An 18948-nucleotide genomic window follows, 5' to 3' on the forward strand; every position below is an offset into this window, starting at 1 on the left:
AGTTTAATAGAGATTGGTAAATAAAATGACTGCAGCAAGTTCTTCATTTTCATTGCAAGGCAAACGTGGCCTGATCATCGGTCTGGCCAATGAACACAGTATCGCTTATGGCTGTGCGGCCATGATCCGGCAACTGGGCGCAAAGACAGTATTGTCCTGCGTGAATGCCAAGGCATATCAATATGTTGCTCCCCTGGCGACTGCGCTGGAGTCCACGCTTGTCGTCTGTGACGTAGAGCAGGATGGTTCTCTGGAGGCTCTGGTTGACGTGGCAGTTCAGGAATTGGGTGAGCTTGATTTTGTCATCCATTCCATCGCCTGGGCACCATTGGAGGATTTGCATGGACGTGTCATCGACAGTTCCAGCACAGGCTTCTTGCGTGCCATGAATGTCTCATGCCATTCATTCGCCCGCCTGGCCAAACTGAGTGAACCGCACTTGAGCAAGAATGCCAGCATCATGACCATGACTTACCTTGGCGCTGACGAAGCCGTTGCCCACTATGGCATCATGGGGCCAGTCAAGGCCGCTCTGGAATCGACTGTAAGGTATCTGGCCACTGAGTTGGGGCCCAATGGCACCCGAGTGCACGCAATTTCTCCTGGCCCTGTTCCTACCCGCGCGGCATCAGGATTGCAGGATTTTGATGCATTGATGCAAAAAGCCATTACCCGTTCACCTTTGGGCAGGTTGGTGACACTGGATGAAATAGGGCGGCTGGCTGCATTCCTGATCAGTGACGCATCATCCGGCATGACGGGGCAAACGCTCTATGTGGATGGCGGCTATCACATCGTGAACTAATGAAAGTCCAGATCAAATGAATACCATCAATACAGATATCAATGAACATGACATCATCTCAAACATTGTCTACGAGGATTTACAGATAGGGCAGACTGCCAGCCAAATTCGTACACTGACAAATACTGATATCCAGGCCTTTGCCACAGTATCTGGTGATGTTAACCCCGCCCACCTGGACGCCGAATATGCAGCACAGACCTTGTTCCATGGTGTCATCGCCCATGGCATGTGGGGCGGGGCACTGATTTCCACTATCCTTGGCACCCGCCTGCCGGGGCCGGGTACCATTTATCTCGAACAGAACCTGCACTTCGTCAAACCCGTGCGCATAGGTGACACCCTGACCGTGTCTGCCACCGTGGTTGCCAAGGATGATGAAAAAAAACGCGTGACTCTCGAATGCGAAATCAGGAACCAGAAAGGCGACAAGGTCGTCTATGGCAATGCCCTGGTGATCGCACCCACCGAAAAAGTCAGCCGTCCGCGTGCCCATTTGCCCACCATGGCGATGTTCAACCTTGGTGAGCGCCAGCGGCACCTGATTGATAGCGTCAAAGACCTGGCAGCGATACCTTGTGCCGTTGTCCATCCCTGTGATGCAAACTCCTTGCAAGGTGCAGTCGATGCCGCAAAACTTGGCCTGATCATTCCTGTTCTGATCGCCCCCTTGGCAAAGCTGGTTGCCGTCGCTGCTGCCGCCAATATTGATATTGGCAGCTATGCGCAAATAGATGTCCCGCACAGCCATGCCGCCGCTGAAAAGGCCGTAGAACTGGCCGCCAGTGGCAAGGTCGAAGCCATGATGAAAGGCAGCCTGCATACCGATGAACTGATGCGTGCAGTGGTTGAATGCCCTGCCTTGCGCACCAAACGGCGCTTGTCGCATGTCTATCATCTGGATGTGCCCATGTATCACAAGCTCTTGCTATTGACGGATGCAGCCCTGAATATTTATCCGACCTTGCCAGAAAAAGCGGACATATTGCAAAACGCCATCAACCTGGCGCACGCATTAAACATTGCAGAACCCAAGGTTGCCCTCTTGTCGGCAGTAGAAACAGTCAACCCAAAAATCAGTTCCACCATAGATGCCGCAGCCTTGTGCAAAATGGCAGAACGCAAGCAAATCACTGGTGCAATCGTTGATGGCCCGCTGGCATTCGACAATGCTATTTCTGCCAGGGCGGCACAGATCAAGGGCATAGTTTCTGCCGTATCTGGCGATGCCGACATACTCATGGTGCCAGATCTTGAGTCTGGCAATATGCTGGGCAAGCAATTTGAATATCTGGCAGGCGCAGCCACATGCGGCGTGGTGGTGGGTGCCAAAGTGCCAATTGCCCTGACCAGTCGTGCTGATGGCCCATCTTCGCGGGTAGCGTCAGCCGCCCTGATCAAATTACTTGCCCATGAATACCGGAAGACAGCGCCATGAAACAAGCCGTCATCCTGGCGGTGAACTCAGGTTCATCCAGCATCAAGTTTGCCTTGTACCCCATTGCTGAGGCAGGTGTGACCAGCAGTAATCTGACAGGCGTTGTTGAAGGGCTGCAACCTGGTGGCAAGCCCGTCATACAAGTTCGCGCTGGTGCTGAAGCACGTGAGTTGACGCTGGATGAGGCTGCAATCAAGGCAGCAGGTGGCGACCAGTTCGCTGCTGCATTAAAAGCACTGCACGGCTTGTTGATGAGTCACGGCGCAGGCATGCAGATAACCGCCGTTTCCCACCGCATCGTCCACGGTGGCGAGCGCTTTTCCTCTTCCATTATTATTGATGATGAAGCCCTGGCGTACCTGCATACCCTCGATACGCTGGCACCATTGCACCAGCCGCATAACCTGGAAGGCGTAACGGCTTTCCGGCGCGCCTATCCCGGCATACCGCAGATAGCATGTTTCGATACCGGCTTCCACGCCGACATGCCCCCATGCGAAACCACGCTGGCCTTGCCACAGTCCCTGCGGGCCACTGGCATACGACGTTACGGTTTCCATGGACTTTCTTACCGCTATGTCGCCAGCCATCTTGCCCAGCAATCGGCACGCGCATTTGATCCTGCTGCCGGGCGCGTCATCATGCTGCACCTTGGCAATGGTGCCAGCGCCTGCGCCATGAAAAACGGCAAAAGCGTCGCCAGCTCCATGGGCTTTTCTGCACTCGACGGCCTGATGATGGGCACCCGCTGCGGTGCCCTCGACCCCGGCGTCCTGCTGCACCTGATGCAACAAGGCTGGGATGAAAAAAGAATAGAAACCACCCTGTACAAAGAATCCGGCCTGCTCGGCGTATCAGGTATCTCCGCCGACATGCGCACCCTGCGCGCCAGCCCCGACCCGCTAGCCAGCTTCGCGATAGACCTGTTCACCTACCGCGTCATACGCGAATGCGGCGCACTAAGCGCCTGTTTGAGCGGACTGGATGTACTGGTATTTACCGGTGGAATAGGGGAGCACGATGCCGTATTGCGGCAGCAAGTGGCAGAAGGGCTGGCCTATCTTGGCGTGCAGGTCGATGCCGGGAAAAACAAGGCAGCTCGTGGCGACGACATCATGGCTATTCATACTCCTAGCAGCAGCGTAGAAGTCTGGGTCGTGCCTACGGATGAAGGACGGATAGCGGCGATGGATGCGCAGCAGTTACTTCACATCAAACAATGAGATGCATTATCTAAAATGGTTGAATGGAGATCTTGAAGTCGAACATGGTAATGGGCTGGCAAGATGCACTGTGGCGTTTGACGCTATTCGAATACTTTGTTTTATAGATGCAACTTATTTTCGTTGACCTGCAAGTTCATTTTCTGCAATGATTCCGCCTTGAGTTTTTCGGCTGAATTTATTGACAGGAGGACAGATGTCCGAAGTAGTTCATATAGCATTGAACCGGCTTGACGGTGGCATCAACTGGCCAGGTCGTTGTCCCGCATGTGGCGCAACAGGGCGATTGAGTAATGTTAAAGCCTATATCGTTCGTAGTACCGCTTCATACAATGTGGTCTCGGTTTCCATAGGCGAGAAAGAGTCTTCGATTAATTTCCCCATGTGCGAGACGCATGCCTCCAGCAATGAATGGGCGCTGACTCTATTGGAGGGCGGCGTTTTCATGACAGTGCTCAGGGCGCTGGTCTATTTCTCGCTTTTTATGTCATGCTTTTTCCTGTACCAGAAATTGGCACATCACATGGTTCTTCTCGATGTGGCTAATTTTTTAGGAATTGGAAAAGTAGGGACTATCATTTTCTTTGCATTTGGCTGGCTGGGATATTTGACAGTGCTATGGGCAAAAAGAAATGCGAACGTTCGCCCTCTGAAGTATAAAGAGAATGGCAAAGTTCTCGCCATCCGTTTTTTGAACAAGCAGTATGCTGCAGATTTCAAACGCGCAAATTCCAGGGCGACTCAGAAATTAAAAAAACCGTCAACCACATTTTTTCGCAACCCATGGTTCTGGATTGTTTTAGGCATAGGGGCTGCTTCCGTGGCTTTGTTCTATCTGATAAGAGCATGACGAAACTGGGGCGTTTAAACATCTTGATTCAGGATGACCCCTAAGTTTTAGTCCGTCAATGGTCGTTTGGCCCATTCCGGCGCTTCGCACGGGTCGGGTTTATCGCCGTTGAAGTCGGCTAACACCTGCACAGTCTGATCATCTCGCTGCCAGTGCAATTTTCCATTTGCCGTAAAGATCAGACGATTATTTTGATCGCGGCCTGACCATTCTGCACCTGCGACTTCATTACTGGACGACTTTCGTTTTCCACCGCTGTTGAAAACCTCCAGTCCGTGCGGAATATGGTCAGCGTGAGCTTGGCCCAAAGAACACGAAGATAGAGAGATTATGCGGTTCGCTATAAAATAGCCTCCGCCACCCCAAGTACCACCCTCGGGCCATAGCCCTAGCGCGTGCAACCAGGGCAGGCGACTGACAGCTGTCCAGGATGATTTATAGTTTGTGCGCCAGGGTCGCGCCTGAAGCACGAAATAGAGTAATAGTTCCCCATCTGGCGAAAGGTCGCAACGTTGAGGGTATAAACGGCCGCGCATCCATGCACCAGATTCATAGACGTCATTGCGGGTATCCCAGCGAATGACGTGAAACCAGTTGGTTGGTCCCCGAGCGAAGATTGCTGCTACATGTGCTTCCTTGGCAAAAATGACGAATAGTCTTGGACTGGGTGGTGATGTACTCATCAGGATTAACTGGCCGCTAATTGAGATATTGAAGCAAAACCATTGCAGTCTTGCTTCGCATGTTTGCTTGACGATTGCTCTTGTATTGAAGGGGCTGCGACTGCTTCGATCATGAAGACGTTCCTGTCCAGCCTCTTCATAGATCACATCAAAATAATATCGTACTGCTCCTGATGAAACACACTCTCCACTTGCAGTGAAATCGGTTTGCCGATGAAGTCACCCAGCATGGCCAGGTGTTGGGATTCTTCTTCAAGGAACATGTCGACCACGACTTGTGAGGCCATGATGCGGAATTCTCTGGGGTTGAATTGTTTGGCTTCGCGTAGCAGTTCGCGCAGGATTTCGTAGCAGATGGTGCGGGCTGTTTTGACCTGGCCTTTGCCGCTGCACGCAGGGCAGGGTTCGCACAGGACATGGGCCAGTGATTCGCGTGTGCGTTTGCGGGTGACTTCGACCAGGCCCAGGGCAGAGAAATTGGATACGGATAGTTTGGTGCGGTCGCGGGACAGGGCCTTGTTAAGTTCTAGCAGCACGGCGGTCTTGTGTTCTTCATTCTCCATGTCGATGATGTCGAGAATGATGATGCCACCGAGGTTGCGCAGGCGCAGCTGGCGGGCGATGGCGTGAGCGGCTTCCAGATTGGTCTTGAAGATGGTGTCATCGAAATTGCGGCCAGCAACAAAGCTGCCGGTGTTGACGTCAATGGTGGTCATGGCCTCGGTCTGGTCGACGATGAGGTAACCACCAGATTTCAAGTCAACTCTGCGGCCCAGGGCGCGTTCTATCTCTTCTTCTACGCCATGCAGGTCAAACAGCGGGCGTTCGCCTATATAGTGTTGCAGCTTGCCTAGTACGGATGGCATGTAGTGCGTGGCGAACTCTTGCAGCATGATGTAATTTTCACGCGAGTCAACTTGTATGCTGTCAGTCTCTTCATTGACGAAATCGCGCAAGACGCGTTGTGCCAGATTCAGGTCCTGGTACAACAGGGTAGTCGGCGGCTGGGTCTTGGCTAATTGCAGTATGGTGGACCAGGTGCGGCGCAGGTAATCGACGTCGGCTTTCAAGTCTTCATCAGAGGCATCTTCTGCCATTGTGCGGACGATGAAGCCGCCTTTTTCTTCTGGTTGCTGCAGGCTTTGTACCTTGGTGCGCAGGGCTTCGCGTTCAGCTTCGTTTTCTATCTTTTGCGAGATGCCTATATGTGAATCTTGCGGCAGGTAGACCAGCATGCGGCCTGCGATGGAAATCTGTGTAGAGAGGCGCGCGCCCTTGGTGCCTATCGGGTCTTTGACGACTTGGACTGTGACTGACTGGCCATCGAACAACAGTTTTTCTATCGGTGTCAGTGGAGCATTGGTATTGCCATTAGCGTCTTGCGAACGGGCATCCCAAATATCTGCCACATGTAAAAAGGCGGCGCGCTCAAGGCCTATGTCGATAAAGGCTGACTGCATGCCAGGCAAGACGCGCACAACTTTTCCCAAGTAGATATTGCCAACCAGGCCGCGTGACAATGTACGTTCTATATGGAGTTCTTGTACCGCACCCTGGAACATGAGGGCAACGCGGGTTTCTTGGGGAGTGATATTGATGAGGAGGTTTTCGCTCATAAGTTTCTCTGATACTTCAATTTAGGGAATAACGATCCCTGCCTGACGCAGCAACTGGCAGGTTTCAAATAAGGGTAATCCCATGATGCCAGAATAACTGCCTTTGATGTGTGAAATAAAACGGGCAGCCGCGCCCTGTATGCCATAGCCACCGGCTTTGTCATAAGGCTCATTGCTATTGCAGTAGGCCAGTATCTGCTGTTCATCCAGCTTCGCAAAACTCACTTCTGAACATTGGGTGACTGTCGCACGGCCAAGTGCTGAGTGCACGGCGATGCTGGTCAGCACCTGGTGCGTCTGGCCTGCCAGCATGCTCAGCATTTGTATGGCTTCTTGCTTGTCGGCAGGCTTGCCCAGTATTTGTTTGCCGAGTACCACGGTAGTGTCTGCTGCGAGTACCGGGCGTGGCAGCATTTTGCGCAGATGCATGATTTCCCATGCCTTGTCTGCTTTTTCCTGGGTGACGCGGCTGACATAGGCTTTTGGTGCTTCGCCGGGCAAGACGATCTCGGTCACATCTGGCCCGCGTGGTGCGGCATCGCGCAGCAGCAGTAAGTCAAACTCTATGCCTGCCTGGTGCAGCAATTCACGGCGTCTTGGGCTCTTGGATGCCAGGTAGATTTTATTTTCTTTTAGCATGGCGGTCTCCTCATGATGACTTATACCCGGTGATAAGGGTGGTTCTGGGTAATTGACCAGGCGCGGTATAGCTGTTCAGCCAGCAGTACTCGCACCATGCCATGCGGCAGGGTCAGGCTGGAGATGCGTATCAGAGTATCGGCCTTGGCCTTGAACTCTGCATCGAGACCATCAGCTCCGCCGATGATGAAGACCACATCGCGGCCATCCTGCTGCCATTGTGTGAGATTTTGCGAGAGGGCGACACTGGTCCAATCCTTGCCGCGTTCATCCAGGGCGATGATGCGGGCATTCTTGGGTATCACGGCTTCTATCCTGGTGCGCTCCAGCGCCATGACGGTTTCGGCAGTTTTGCTGCCAGAGCGTTCTACCGGTTTGATTTCCTTGAGGACGACGCGGCATTCTGGCGGCATGCGTTTGGCATACTCCTGAAAGCCTGTTTCTATCCAGGAGGGCATTTTGTGGCCGACGGCGGCGATGATCAATTGCATGTTTTATTCTGTTTGCTGCAAATAGGGTCTTGAAACTGCATATCACTTAAACAAATGGCTGCACCTGGCAGCCATTTGGAATCAAAACGAAACAGAGAATTATTCCTCTGTAGCTTTCTTGCGTGCTGGAGCACGTTTTGTTGGCGCTGCTGCAGCGTTGGCTGTACGTTTTTCTGCGGCTTGCTTGGCAGAAGCCACCGCAGTTTTAGTTGCCGCTACTTTGACGCGGCCACCGGTTGGTATCTTGGCAGGTTTAGCAACAGTACCATCAGCAGCTTTGCGGGCGACCGGTTTGCGTGCTGGCTTGCCTTCTGCATCACCAGTGGTTTTGGTGACGCGTGGTTTGCGCGCTGGTTTCTTTTCATCTTCCAGCGTGGTCTGGATCGCCATCATGTCATGTGTGACTTCCAGCGGAGCAGTTTTGCCAGCCACTTTGCGGACGCGTTTAGGCTTGTCGCTTTCTTCCTCAGCATCAGCGGTGTCTTTTTTAGCCGAAGTACGCTTGGCCGCGCCAAATTTGACAGGCTTGTCGCCCCACAGCTCTTCCAGGCGGTAGTAAGCGCGGATGGCTGGTTGCATGATATGGACGACGATATCACCCAGATCGACCAGTACCCATTCGCCCGTCGCTTCGCCTTCCATACTGACGATAGTGCCGCCGTTTTCCTTGACTTTGTCGCGTACGGAGGCAGCCAAAGCCTTGGTTTGACGGTTGGATGTACCGGAGGCGATACAAACACGGTCAAACAGGCTGGTCAGGTGAGTGGTTTCAAACAATTGTATGTCTTGTGCCTTGACGTCTTCCAGAGCGTCAATGACCAAAGTTTGCAGTTTTTTAATATCCATATTTTTTATTGGTAGATAGTTTGTTGTTGTAGGTAGTCTAGCACCTTGTGCGGGACTAGCAATCTTGTTGTCGGGTTATGCTGTTTTAATTCAGTACGTAGTTGGGTCGCAGATACATCTTGCGCCAGATTTCTCTCCAGATAAGTGCCACCGGCAGGCCGTGTGCGCATTTCCAGGGCGCTGATGGCATTTTTCTTCCAGATGTCAGCAATGTCGGGGCTGCTGATATCGAGGCTGAAACCTGGTCGCGAGGCAGCACACAAATGCGCTACTTCAAGCAGGGCTTGCCAATTGCGCCAGGTGTGCAAATTTTGCAACTGATCTGCACCCATGCCAAATACCAGTGATGCCTCATTGTCAACTTCTCTGCGTAGCTGGTGCAAGGTATCGATGGTGTAATTACTTTGACCCTGTTCTGCGCGGATGATTTCTTGCTCATCTATCCTGACAGGGCAGAGTTGCCAGTCTTCAAAGGCCAGCTTCAGCATGGCGAGCCTTTGTGTCGCTGTGGCTTGTAACTCATTCTTTTGCCATTGCTGGCCTACAGGGATGATGCGCAATTCATCCGGTTTCAATACCGTTGCCAGGCTATGGGCAAGGGCGATATGCCCTATATGGACAGGGTCAAAGCTACCACCAAGTACCAGGATACAAGGCGGTGCTGCCGTTTCTATACCCATTCCCTGTGTACCAGAAAGTCTGTTGCCAATGTTGCTTCCGGGCTACCAGCTTCCGGCTTCCAGTCATAGCGCCATTTGACGATGGGGGGCATGGACATCAGTATGGACTCTGTCCTGCCGCCAGACTGCAGGCCAAAATGCGTGCCACGGTCAAATACCAGATTGAATTCTACATAACGGCCACGGCGATAAGCCTGGAAATCACGTTCACGTTCACCATATTCCTGGTCTTTGCGACGTTCCAGGATGGGGCGATAAGCCGGAACAAAGGCATCACCCACACTGCGCATCATGGCAAAACTGCTGGCAAAATCCTGCTCATTGAAATCATCAAAGAAGATCCCGCCTACGCCACGGGCTTCTTTACGGTGTTTCAGGTAAAAATACTCGTCACACCATTTCTTGAAGCGGGCATGCAAGTCTGCGCCAAAAGGCTGTACTGCCATTTTACAGGTTTGGTGAAAATGCACTGCATCTTCAGTAAAACCGTAATACGGCGTCAAATCCATGCCGCCGCCAAACCACCATACATCTTCTTGCCCTTCGGCGCGGGTGGTGAAAAAGCGTACATTCATGTGTACGGTAGGTGCATACGGGTTACGCGGATGCAAGACCAGTGAAACGCCCATGGCTTCCCACTGACGTCCAGCCAGCTCAGGGCGACTGGCGGCGGCAGACGGGGGCAGGTTTTTACCCATGACATGGGAAAAATTAACGCCACCACGTTCAAATACCTTGCCTTCTTCTATCACACGCGAGATGCCGCCACCGCCTTCGGGGCGCTCCCAGCTATCCGTAATGAAAGTATGGCCATCAACTTCTTCAAGAGCCGCGACTATACCAGCCTGCAAGCCCAGAAAGTAATCTTTAACCGCGAGTGTATCTGTCATTCTGCTATCTATTCTAAAAAACACAAGGGGTTGGAACGCGTCCAACCCACTGTAAAAGGCCGATTACACATATGGAATATGTGTCCTTGACCGGTGCTAATGCTTGCGATTCAGCGCACGCCAGCCGATGTCGCGGCGATATTGCATGCCGTAAAAATGGATTTTTTCCACTACGTCATAGGCATGTTTTTGCGCCAGCTTGACAGTGTCGCCCAGGCCAACCACGCATAACACACGGCCACCTGTCACGTTCAAGGTCTTTTCATTTAGTGATGTACCTGCATGGAAAGTCACCGTTTCCGCTGTTTCTGCCGGGATTCCAGTGATCTTGTCGCCCTTGCGCGGTGTGTCAGGGTAACCAGCGGCTGCCATGACAACACCCATGGCAGTACGTCTGTCCCATTCCAGTTCCACAGTATCAAGCGTGCCATTGACTGCATGTTCGACAACGTGCAGCAAATCTGTCTTCAGACGCGCCATGATGGGCTGGGTTTCAGGATCGCCCATGCGGCAATTGAATTCCAGTGTTTTTGGGTTGCCCTGGTCGTCGATCATCAGGCCGGCATACAAAAAGCCTGTGAACACGATGCCATCCTTGGCCATGCCCTGTACGGTAGGCACGATGATTTCGCGCATGACGCGAGCATGCAATTGTGGCGTCACGATAGGAGCAGGGGAGTAGGCACCCATGCCGCCGGTATTCGGGCCTTCATCATTATCAAGCAAACGCTTGTGGTCCTGGCTGGTCGCCAGTGCCAGGATATTCTTGCCATCCACCATGACGATGAAACTGGCTTCTTCACCTGCCAAAAACTCTTCGATCACCACGCGGGCACCGGCATCACCCAGCTTATTGTCAGACAACATCATATCGACTGCTGCATGGGCTTCTTCAGCCGTCATGGCAACGACTACACCTTTGCCAGCCGCCAGGCCATCGGCCTTGATGACGATAGGTGCGCCCTTGGCATTGATATAGTCATGCGCAGGGGCAAGCTCAGAAAAAGTCTGGTATTCAGCCGTAGGGATAGCATGTCTGTGCATGAAAGCCTTGGCGAAATCCTTGGAGCTTTCCAGTTGAGCAGCTTCTTTGCTCGGACCAAAAATTTTCAGGCCACGGTCGCGAAAGATATTGACGATGCCAGCGGCCAGCGGTACTTCAGGGCCGACCACGGTAATGCCTATGTTTTCTTGTTCGGCAAAGTCTGCCAGTGCTGCCGGGTCTGTGATGTTGATGTTTTTCAGACGACTATCTGCAGCCGTACCGCCATTGCCGGGGGCGACAAAAATAGTTTGTACACGTTCAGATTGCGCCAGTTTCCAGGCGAGGGCATGTTCACGGCCACCAGAGCCGACTACGAGTAATTTCATCTTAATCTTCTATGATGGCGTTGGTGAATACTTCTTGTACATCGTCGAGGTTTTCAAGTGCATCCAGCAATTTTTGCATCTTGATGCCTTCGTCACCGGCAAATACGGTCTCAGTATTTGGTTTCATGACGACTTCTGCGACTTCTGCCTTGAATCCGGCTTTTTCCAGGCTGGCGCGCAGGTCCGACAGGCTGAATGGCGCGCAAATGACTTCTATGCCACCTTCTTCATCGGTGACAACATCGTCGGCACCAGCTTCGAGTGCTGCTTCCATCAGGGCATCTTCATTCGTGCCTGGGGCAAAAAACATCTGGCCGCAATGCTGGAACAAAAAGGCTACCGAGCCTTCAGTACCCATATTGCCACCGTATTTACTGAATGCGTGGCGTACTTCAGCCACAGTACGCACGCGGTTATCGGTCATGCAGTCAACTACAATGGCGGCACCGCCTATGCCATAACCTTCATAACGTACTTCTTCGTAATCTGCGCCTTCCAGTGTACCTGCACCGCGTTGTATCGCGCGCGTGACGTTTTCTTTTGGCATATTGGCGTCAGCCGCCTTGTCTACTGCCAGACGCAGGCGGGGATTGGAATCGACATCCTCACCACCCATGCGTGCTGCAACCGTGATCTCTTTGATCAGACGCGTCCATATCTTGCCGCGTTTGGCATCGGTTGCTGCTTTTTTATGCTTGATATTGGCCCATTTACTATGTCCTGCCATGATCGCTCTTTCCTGAATTGACAATAGCTCACCCTGAGGGCGGCAATTTTGCCTGGCTTGGTTTTATAATGAAGACCAGTATTTTACCATAGTGCCACCGACCGACTTCCCCAAATCACCCTCCAAAACTATGTCAAAACCTTTGTTGATCGCTAAAAACACCGAATTCGACTTGAATTTATTGTCTGACTGGGCCAATCGCCATGGTTGTATCACTGGTGCCACAGGTACCGGCAAGACCGTTACCCTGCAATCCCTGGCGCAGGCGTTTTCTGGAATTGGCGTGCCAGTCTTCATGGCAGACGTCAAAGGTGACCTGTCAGGCATGGCCAAAGCCGGTAGCGCGACCAGCAAGATGCAGCAAAGGCTGCAGGCCCTGGAAGTCGATGAGCCCAAATGGCAGGCTTGCCCGGTGACATTCTGGGACGTGTTTGGCAAACAGGGGCACCCGGTAAGGGCCACGGTATCTGACCTTGGCCCTTTACTGCTAGGGCGCATGCTGAACTTGAATGAAACCCAGGGAGGCGTTTTGCAACTGGCCTTCAAGATCGCCGATGACCATGGCCTGTTGCTTCTTGATACCAAGGATTTGCGCGCCATGCTGCAATACCTGGCCGAGAATGCGTCTGAATTCCAGACGCAATATGGCAATATCTCTGCCGCCAGTGTGGGGGCTATCCAGCGCTCATTGCTGACCATTTCAGAGCAGGGCGGTGAGCAATTCTTTGGCGAACCCATGCTGAACCTGGATGACATGATGCAGACCGATGGTGATGGTCGTGGTTTTGTGAACATCCTGGCGGCGGATCAATTGCTGCAATCACCACGCTTGTATTCCACATTTCTGCTATGGATGCTGTCTGAGCTGTATGAACACTTGCCAGAAGTGGGCGATGTTGATCAGCCCAAGATGGTGTTCTTCTTTGATGAAGCCCATCTGCTATTCGATGAAGCACCCAAGGTCTTGTTGCAAAAAATCGAGCAGGTAGTGCGTTTGATACGCTCCAAGGGCGTGGGTGTGTATTTTGTCACACAAAACCCGCTGGATATTCCTGATACCGTACTGGGGCAACTCGGCAACCGTGTCCAGCATGCCCTGCGTGCCTATACACCCAGGGATCAAAAAGCAGTGCAGGCTGCGGCTGAAACTTTCCGTCCCAATCCCAAGCTGGATACGGCGGCAGTGATTGCCGAGCTGGGTGTCGGTGAAGCACTGATTTCCTTCCTGGATGATAAAGGCAGGCCAAGCGTTGTGCAACGCGCGCTGATTGTTCCACCAGCATCGCAGATAGGGGCGATCACGGCAGATGAGCGCCAGCAAGTAATGCAAGCATCCATCGTCGCTGGTGTATATGAAAAACATATAGACCGTGAATCTGCCTATGAAAAACTGACGGGCCGGGTGGTGGCAAGTGCTGCTACGTCTGATAAAGATGCTGGTAACAGGGAAGTGCCAACAACAGCCACTCCGCCCGCCAGTTCCGGGCGACCGACGCAGCCTGCGCAACAGCAAGAAGATGGCGGCGGAATTGGCGATACATTTAAGAGTGTCTTTGCAAACCTGCTCGGCGGCGGTGGTTTGCGACGCAAAGATAATGTGGTCGAAACCATGATCAAATCAACGGTCAGGACCATGGGGTCTCAGGTAGGACGCGAAATCATTCGCGGGGTATTGGGCTCCATCCTGAAGAAGTAAGTGCGTTCGCGCACAAATGCATCAGCTTGGTACCGCAAGAGATCAGTAGAGTTTATCTGCTCTGCTGATCTACAGCTTTATGCCTGATCCTCGTTGCTGCTATTCGCCAGACGCCTGAAGATGCTGTTTAGAGAGCTATCGCTTTGCTTTGGTGACACTTTTTTTGTCTGTCTTTGTGGTATTTCCGTTAATGCACGTGTCGGGCGGAGTACCGGTTGATCTGCGTATTGTGAGCGTGGTGTATACATCTGGCTTTCTCCTGCGATGTGGTTCATGACAGGAAGTGTAATCAAAATTAAATTAGTTAATAGTTAGACAAAGTCAAATTTGGCAACTGAATGTTAATTTTGGTGTGAAAGATTGTTAGTTCTTTTCCATGTGGGAATAAATTGCTTTCCGCTGAGCAAGTTATATGTGAAATTACCTGTTTGGGCTGTGTAACAGTCTGAACCCTTTTTGAGATCTATGCATACCGATCAATCGAAATTACTCGCTCGTCGTCATTATCTGACTGGCCTCGCCATTGCCTTGATTGGTGCCATTCTGTTTTCTACCAAGGCTATCGTTGCCAAACTGATTTATCGTTACAACGTCGATGCAGTAACACTGATCTGTTTTCGCATGGCATTTTCCCTGCCTATTTTTACTGCAATTGCTTTCTGGCAAATGCACAAGTCTGGTAGCCTGAGCAATGCGGACCGTTGGCGCCTGGTAGCTTTAGGACTGGTTGGGTATTATCTGTCCTCTTTCCTGGATTTTTTAGGTTTGCAATATATCAGTGCCGGTCTGGAGCGTCTGATCTTGTTCCTGACGCCGTCCTTTGTCTTGCTGATATCCGCCTTCTTTTTAAAACGCTCCGTCAGCAGGCTGGAATGGGCAGCTTTGTTGGTTTCTTACCTTGGCATAGTCCTGGTATTTTTTCATGATCTTAAGCTTGGCGGCGATTATGTCTTGCTCGGCTCCACTCTGGTCCTGGGAGCGGCAATTTCTTACGCCATCTACCTCATACAATCGGGTCAACTCGTACAAAGACTGGGTTCTCTGCGGCTGGTATCGTATGCAATGTGTGTTTCCAGTGCTGCCTGCATAGGTCAATTCTTTATTTTGCGTCCAGCCAGCATGCTGGTGCAGCCGCTTGCTGTATATTCATTGTCTATAGTGAATGCCATCATGTGTACGGTATTGCCTGTGTTCTTGACCATGATTGCGGTAAAGCGCATAGGTGCGGCGACCGCATCGCAGGCTGGCATGATAGGCCCGGTATCAACCTTGTTTTTGGGTGCCTATTTCCTCGGTGAACCCATTACTGTCTGGCAAATGGCAGGGACGGTATTGGTCATGGGCGGCATGTATTTGTTGTCCGTAAAAAAGACTTGAAGTTAGCGACACTCATTCAGGAGAGATAAATGGTGAAGGCAATTCGCATGCTGCAGACGGGCGGTCCGGAAGTCATGGAATATGTTGATGTGGAGTTGGGAGCACCTGGCCCCGGTGAAGTTCTTGTACGCCAGAAAGCTTGTGGCCTGAATTTTATCGATGTGTATTTTCGTACTGGCTTATATCCGCAAGCCTTGCCGGGAGGTTTGGGCATGGAAGGTGCAGGCATTGTCGAGACAGTCGGGGCAGACGTCAAGTACGTACAGGTAGGGGATAGAGTCGCTTATGCTGGCAGGCCAACTGGTGCCTATGCTGAAGCTCGTATCATGCCTGCCGACAATCTGGTGCGCCTGCCTGACAGCATCAGTTTTGAAACCGCAGCCGCCATGATGTTGCAGGGATTAACGGTGCAATACCTGTTTCACCGCACCTTGCCCTTGCAAGGCGGTGAAACCATACTATTCCATGCCGCCGCTGGCGGTGTAGGCCTGATTGCCTGCCAATGGGCGCGCGCCATAGGTGTCACTATGATAGGCACGGTAGGTTCTGACGAGAAGGGTGAACTGGCCAAAGCCCATGGCTGCGCCCATGTCATCAACTACAACTCGGAAAATTTTGTTCAGCGCGTTCGTGAAATTACGGATGGAAAAGGGGTGCCAGTCGTTTATGATTCGATCGGCAAAGACACTTTCATATCATCGCTGGATTGCTTGGCACCTTTAGGCATGATGGTCAGCTTTGGCAATGCCTCTGGCCCTGTGCCGGCATTTAGCCTGGCTGAACTCGCTTCTCGTGGTTCTTTGTTTATCACACGTCCCAGTTTGATGAGTTATACAGTCAGGCGTGATGATCTGGAGCAAATGGCCGCCCACTTATTTTCCATGGTAGAGAGTGGAAAAGTTAAAATAGATATACGCCAGCGCTATCCCCTGAGTGAGGTAGCCCAAGCGCACCGTGAGCTGGAAGCCCGTAAAACCACGGGTTCCAGTATATTGATTCCGTGAAGTAAGAAAATATGACGCAAGAAACACCACCATCGAAAACACCTGCAGAGAAAGACGATGGCAGCCCCAAATTTGGACGTCTGCTGCTGGTACTTATTTTTGCAGTCATGCTGATTGTTGTTATTACGCTTGGTTCCGAGGCTTATTATACTAATTAAGGGCGCCTGAGTACCGGACGCAGCTATTTTGCCGCTTTGTTGTTTTACTGCACTGTTCGTGCCGCCGCCCGCATTGCGCAAGCCTTTCAGGCTTGGCAAAATGCTAGCTTTTGAAGCACAAACAGTGCACCCCAAGTTTTATTGATAACCTGACTATAATAAAAAAGAGCGATGGATACCATTCCACTAAATACTGCCAAGACCAGTGAGTTTTCCAGCTCTAGCCGTTTGCTCATTTTGCAAAGTCTGGTGCCTATCGCCACAAATCTGGTGTCTTCACAAATCGAGGCATTTACAGGGCGTCTGACAGAGGCCTTGTTCAAGCTGTCTGACCAGACCGTCAGACCAGAGGAGGTGGCCGCCAGTTTTGCTGCTTATCAGCAATTAAAACGCAATGGCACGACCTTTTATCGCCTGGTTGCAGGACAGGTCAATGCTGCTCTAGCTAAAGAAGTCAGCGTCGTCAATACCCGCAAACGTGCCAGGACCGACGAAGGCAAGCAGGATTTTTCACTGGTCAGTTTTGAAGAGATGGAAAGCAAGGTGCTCAGTCGTAATCTGAGTCAATCGCTGGAAGTCAATAATGCAGAGCAACTGGTGGCACTGAATGTACGTATAGGCCATGTATTGCGCCGTACCCCAATCAGCGTTTCGCAGAATCCTTTTCGCCCGGAATTATTTGTTAGAGCCGTCCATCAAGCCTGGATGGAACTTGAGCCCAATCCTGAAACCCATTACCTGATATTGCGCCTGTTGCAACCAGAATTGTTCCTGCAACTAGGCGCTATTTACCGGGAATTGAATCTGGCCCTGGTCGAGCGCGGTATCTTGCCCGACCTTAACGATGGTTACCGTAACAAGCAGAAAAAGAACATGATGTCTGGCTCTGACGATATTAGCGATCGCGATCCTTATCTGGAAAACAAGCTGCGTAATATTTTTTCCGGTAATGCGCCGGCGGGCACGTTTGGCAATACGGTTACCGGGGGCGGCGGTGGAGGTGGCACGACCATGGATGGTGGCGGCATGCCTTTCACTGGTGGACAGGATGTCGGTGGTGGTTCTGGCGGTCCTCACTCCGGCGGTGGCAGTGGCGGAGGTGGCGGCAGTAATGCGCCGGACATGGTCACGATAGACAGGCAATTTTTTGATTACCTGACCAGTGTGCAAAGAGATTTCACCGCCAATCCCATGCCCATGGATACGGCACATTTGCGGCAATTATCGCAACAGCCTACTGCTGGTGGTTTGACACATATAGATCAAAGCACCATAGAATTGCTGGCGCGTATCTTTGATTATGTCTTCAATGATAAAAGCATACCGGCAGATATCAAAAACCTCATTAGCCAGTTACAGATTCCCACGCTGAAAGTAGCTTTGCTGGACAAGGATTTCTTTTTCAAGGAAAGTCATCCGGCGCGGGTATTGATCGATACCCTTGCAAAATCCAGCGTCTTGCTCAATAGCGATAGCTCTGCAGAAGACCCGCTCTATCAAATGATAGAAGGCATCGTTGAAAGGGTGCAGCAGGACTTTGATCAGCAGATAGAGCTGTTCTCGGATGTCGTTGCTGACCTGGAAGCCTTCCTCAAAGAAGAAGAACAGCAAACCGAAGTCGCCATCAGCGAGCCTGTTGCTGTCGCACTGAAGCAAGAGAAAATGCGCCTGGCGCGCGAATTTGCAGAAAATGATGTCGCCATCCGGGTAGAAACCGGTGAAGTGGCTGGTTTCCTGGAAACTTTCCTCAAGGAGCAATGGATCAGGATCTTGACGATTTCTCATAACGTCAAGGAAGAAAAGCCCAATGCCCTGGAAAATGCGCTGCGGACGATGGATGACCTGATCTGGAGCCTCAAACCCAAGAATAGTGCAGAAGAGCGCAAGGAGCTGGTCAGTAAACTGCCCGCCATGCTGTCTTTGCTGAATGCCTGGCTGAATGCGATCAAATGGGATGAGCCTGAACGCGTCATTTTCTTTTCCAAACTGGCTGAGCGCCATGCCGCCATTGCCCGCGCACCACTGGAGTTTTCACCACGCCGTCAGCTGGAGATTGCCGTCAATATTGCCCAGCGTGCAAGCGAAAAACGCCTGAACCGTCATGTGCAAGACCAGATTGAGCAACCGGTAGATGAATGGGCTCGCATCATAGAAACCATGGAACGTGGCATCTGGGTCGATTTCACCAAGAGGTCCAGTGGCGTCACTACCCGTTTCAAACTGGCCTGGGTCAGCCCCAAGCGTACCCGCTATATCTTCACCAATCGCCAGGGGCATGATGCCTTTTCTGTATCCAGCGACGAATTGATTGCCCAGTTCCGCGAGGGCAGGGCGATACAGATAGTCGCAGAATCCGTGGTTGACCGCGCACTGGTAGAGGCGTTGCGCGATCCTCCTGCGGCATAAGTCACCTCACCCAAGTTGGCAGGTTCATGACCTGACGGCTTGGGGATG

General features: G+C 51.9%; 18 protein-coding genes. 9 read left to right on the forward strand and 9 right to left on the reverse strand.

Annotated elements, in window-relative coordinates; genetic code table 11:
* The first annotated feature begins 25 nt into the window (after positions 1 to 25).
* From fabI to H8L47_RS20060, 4 genes are all read left to right on the forward strand, one after another.
* Positions 26 to 805 carry an enoyl-ACP reductase FabI gene (fabI, locus tag H8L47_RS20045; protein WP_186955374.1) on the forward strand — a complete coding sequence of 260 codons (780 nt, stop codon included), beginning with the start codon at positions 26 to 28 and terminating at the stop codon, positions 803 to 805.
* 16 nt (positions 806 to 821) lie between these two features.
* On the forward strand, positions 822 to 2243 hold the full coding sequence (locus H8L47_RS20050; RefSeq protein ID WP_186955375.1) for a bifunctional enoyl-CoA hydratase/phosphate acetyltransferase: 1422 nt from the start codon (positions 822 to 824) through the stop codon (positions 2241 to 2243).
* Positions 2240 to 3466, forward strand: a complete 1227-nt coding sequence (locus H8L47_RS20055) for an acetate/propionate family kinase (protein ID WP_186955376.1) — start codon at positions 2240 to 2242, stop codon at positions 3464 to 3466. Before H8L47_RS20050 ends, H8L47_RS20055 begins: the two co-directional genes overlap by 4 nt.
* A 196-nt stretch (positions 3467 to 3662) precedes the next feature.
* Positions 3663 to 4316, forward strand: coding sequence for a hypothetical protein (locus H8L47_RS20060; RefSeq protein ID WP_186955377.1), 654 nt, complete (start codon positions 3663 to 3665; stop codon positions 4314 to 4316).
* Positions 4317 to 4363: 47 nt separating this feature from the next.
* Here H8L47_RS20060 and H8L47_RS20065 read toward each other — a convergent pair whose 3' ends face one another.
* The 9 genes from H8L47_RS20065 to H8L47_RS20105 form a co-directional block, all read right to left on the reverse strand.
* Positions 4364 to 5146 carry a hypothetical protein gene (locus tag H8L47_RS20065; RefSeq protein ID WP_186955378.1) on the reverse strand — a complete coding sequence of 261 codons (783 nt, stop codon included), beginning with the start codon at positions 5144 to 5146 and terminating at the stop codon, positions 4364 to 4366.
* Positions 5143 to 6615, reverse strand: a complete 1473-nt coding sequence (gene rng / locus H8L47_RS20070; protein WP_186955379.1) for a ribonuclease G — start codon at positions 6613 to 6615, stop codon at positions 5143 to 5145. The genes H8L47_RS20065 and rng overlap by 4 nt, the downstream gene beginning before the upstream one ends.
* Positions 6616 to 6636: 21 nt before the next feature.
* Positions 6637 to 7254 (reverse strand): Maf family protein, encoded by a 618-nt coding sequence (locus tag H8L47_RS20075; RefSeq protein WP_186955380.1) that lies wholly within the window; start codon positions 7252 to 7254, stop codon positions 6637 to 6639.
* A 20-nt stretch (positions 7255 to 7274) separates the two neighbouring features.
* Complete coding sequence (gene rlmH / locus H8L47_RS20080; RefSeq protein WP_186955381.1) at positions 7275 to 7745, reverse strand: 23S rRNA (pseudouridine(1915)-N(3))-methyltransferase RlmH; 471 nt, start codon at positions 7743 to 7745, stop codon at positions 7275 to 7277.
* 99 nt (positions 7746 to 7844) lie between these two features.
* Positions 7845 to 8591, reverse strand: a complete 747-nt coding sequence (gene rsfS, locus H8L47_RS20085) for a ribosome silencing factor (RefSeq protein WP_186955382.1) — start codon at positions 8589 to 8591, stop codon at positions 7845 to 7847.
* 5 nt (positions 8592 to 8596) lie between these two features.
* The gene (gene nadD, locus H8L47_RS20090; RefSeq protein WP_186955383.1) at positions 8597 to 9271 is read right to left on the reverse strand and encodes a nicotinate (nicotinamide) nucleotide adenylyltransferase; all 675 of its coding nucleotides are present in this window, start codon (positions 9269 to 9271) and stop codon (positions 8597 to 8599) included.
* The gene (gene hemF / locus H8L47_RS20095) at positions 9262 to 10161 is read right to left on the reverse strand and encodes an oxygen-dependent coproporphyrinogen oxidase (protein ID WP_186955384.1); all 900 of its coding nucleotides are present in this window, start codon (positions 10159 to 10161) and stop codon (positions 9262 to 9264) included. Before hemF ends, nadD begins: the two co-directional genes overlap by 10 nt.
* Before the next feature lie 96 nt (positions 10162 to 10257).
* On the reverse strand, positions 10258 to 11532 hold the full coding sequence (gene purD, locus H8L47_RS20100; RefSeq protein WP_186955385.1) for a phosphoribosylamine--glycine ligase: 1275 nt from the start codon (positions 11530 to 11532) through the stop codon (positions 10258 to 10260).
* A gap of 1 nt (position 11533) precedes the next feature.
* On the reverse strand, positions 11534 to 12259 hold the full coding sequence (locus tag H8L47_RS20105; protein WP_186955386.1) for a YebC/PmpR family DNA-binding transcriptional regulator: 726 nt from the start codon (positions 12257 to 12259) through the stop codon (positions 11534 to 11536).
* Between the two features lie 130 nt (positions 12260 to 12389).
* Between H8L47_RS20105 and H8L47_RS20110 the strand changes: the two genes are divergently transcribed.
* The 5 genes from H8L47_RS20110 to H8L47_RS20130 all read left to right on the forward strand — a co-directional run bounded on the left by H8L47_RS20110 (position 12390) and on the right by H8L47_RS20130 (position 18900).
* Positions 12390 to 13955, forward strand: a complete 1566-nt coding sequence (locus H8L47_RS20110) for a helicase HerA-like C-terminal domain-containing protein (RefSeq protein WP_186955387.1) — start codon at positions 12390 to 12392, stop codon at positions 13953 to 13955.
* Positions 13956 to 14420: 465 nt separating this feature from the next.
* Positions 14421 to 15332 (forward strand): DMT family transporter, encoded by a 912-nt coding sequence (locus H8L47_RS20115; protein WP_186955388.1) that lies wholly within the window; start codon positions 14421 to 14423, stop codon positions 15330 to 15332.
* Positions 15333 to 15361: 29 nt separating this feature from the next.
* On the forward strand, positions 15362 to 16336 hold the full coding sequence (locus H8L47_RS20120; protein ID WP_186955389.1) for a quinone oxidoreductase family protein: 975 nt from the start codon (positions 15362 to 15364) through the stop codon (positions 16334 to 16336).
* A gap of 11 nt (positions 16337 to 16347) precedes the next feature.
* Complete coding sequence (locus H8L47_RS20125; RefSeq protein WP_186955390.1) at positions 16348 to 16494, forward strand: hypothetical protein; 147 nt, start codon at positions 16348 to 16350, stop codon at positions 16492 to 16494.
* Between the two features lie 171 nt (positions 16495 to 16665).
* On the forward strand, positions 16666 to 18900 hold the full coding sequence (locus H8L47_RS20130; protein WP_186955391.1) for a DUF1631 family protein: 2235 nt from the start codon (positions 16666 to 16668) through the stop codon (positions 18898 to 18900).
* The last annotated feature ends 48 nt before the right edge of the window (positions 18901 to 18948 follow it).

The sequence above is a fragment of the Undibacterium umbellatum genome, assembly GCF_014284125.1.
GTDB classification, from domain to species: domain Bacteria; phylum Pseudomonadota; class Gammaproteobacteria; order Burkholderiales; family Burkholderiaceae_D; genus Undibacterium; species Undibacterium umbellatum.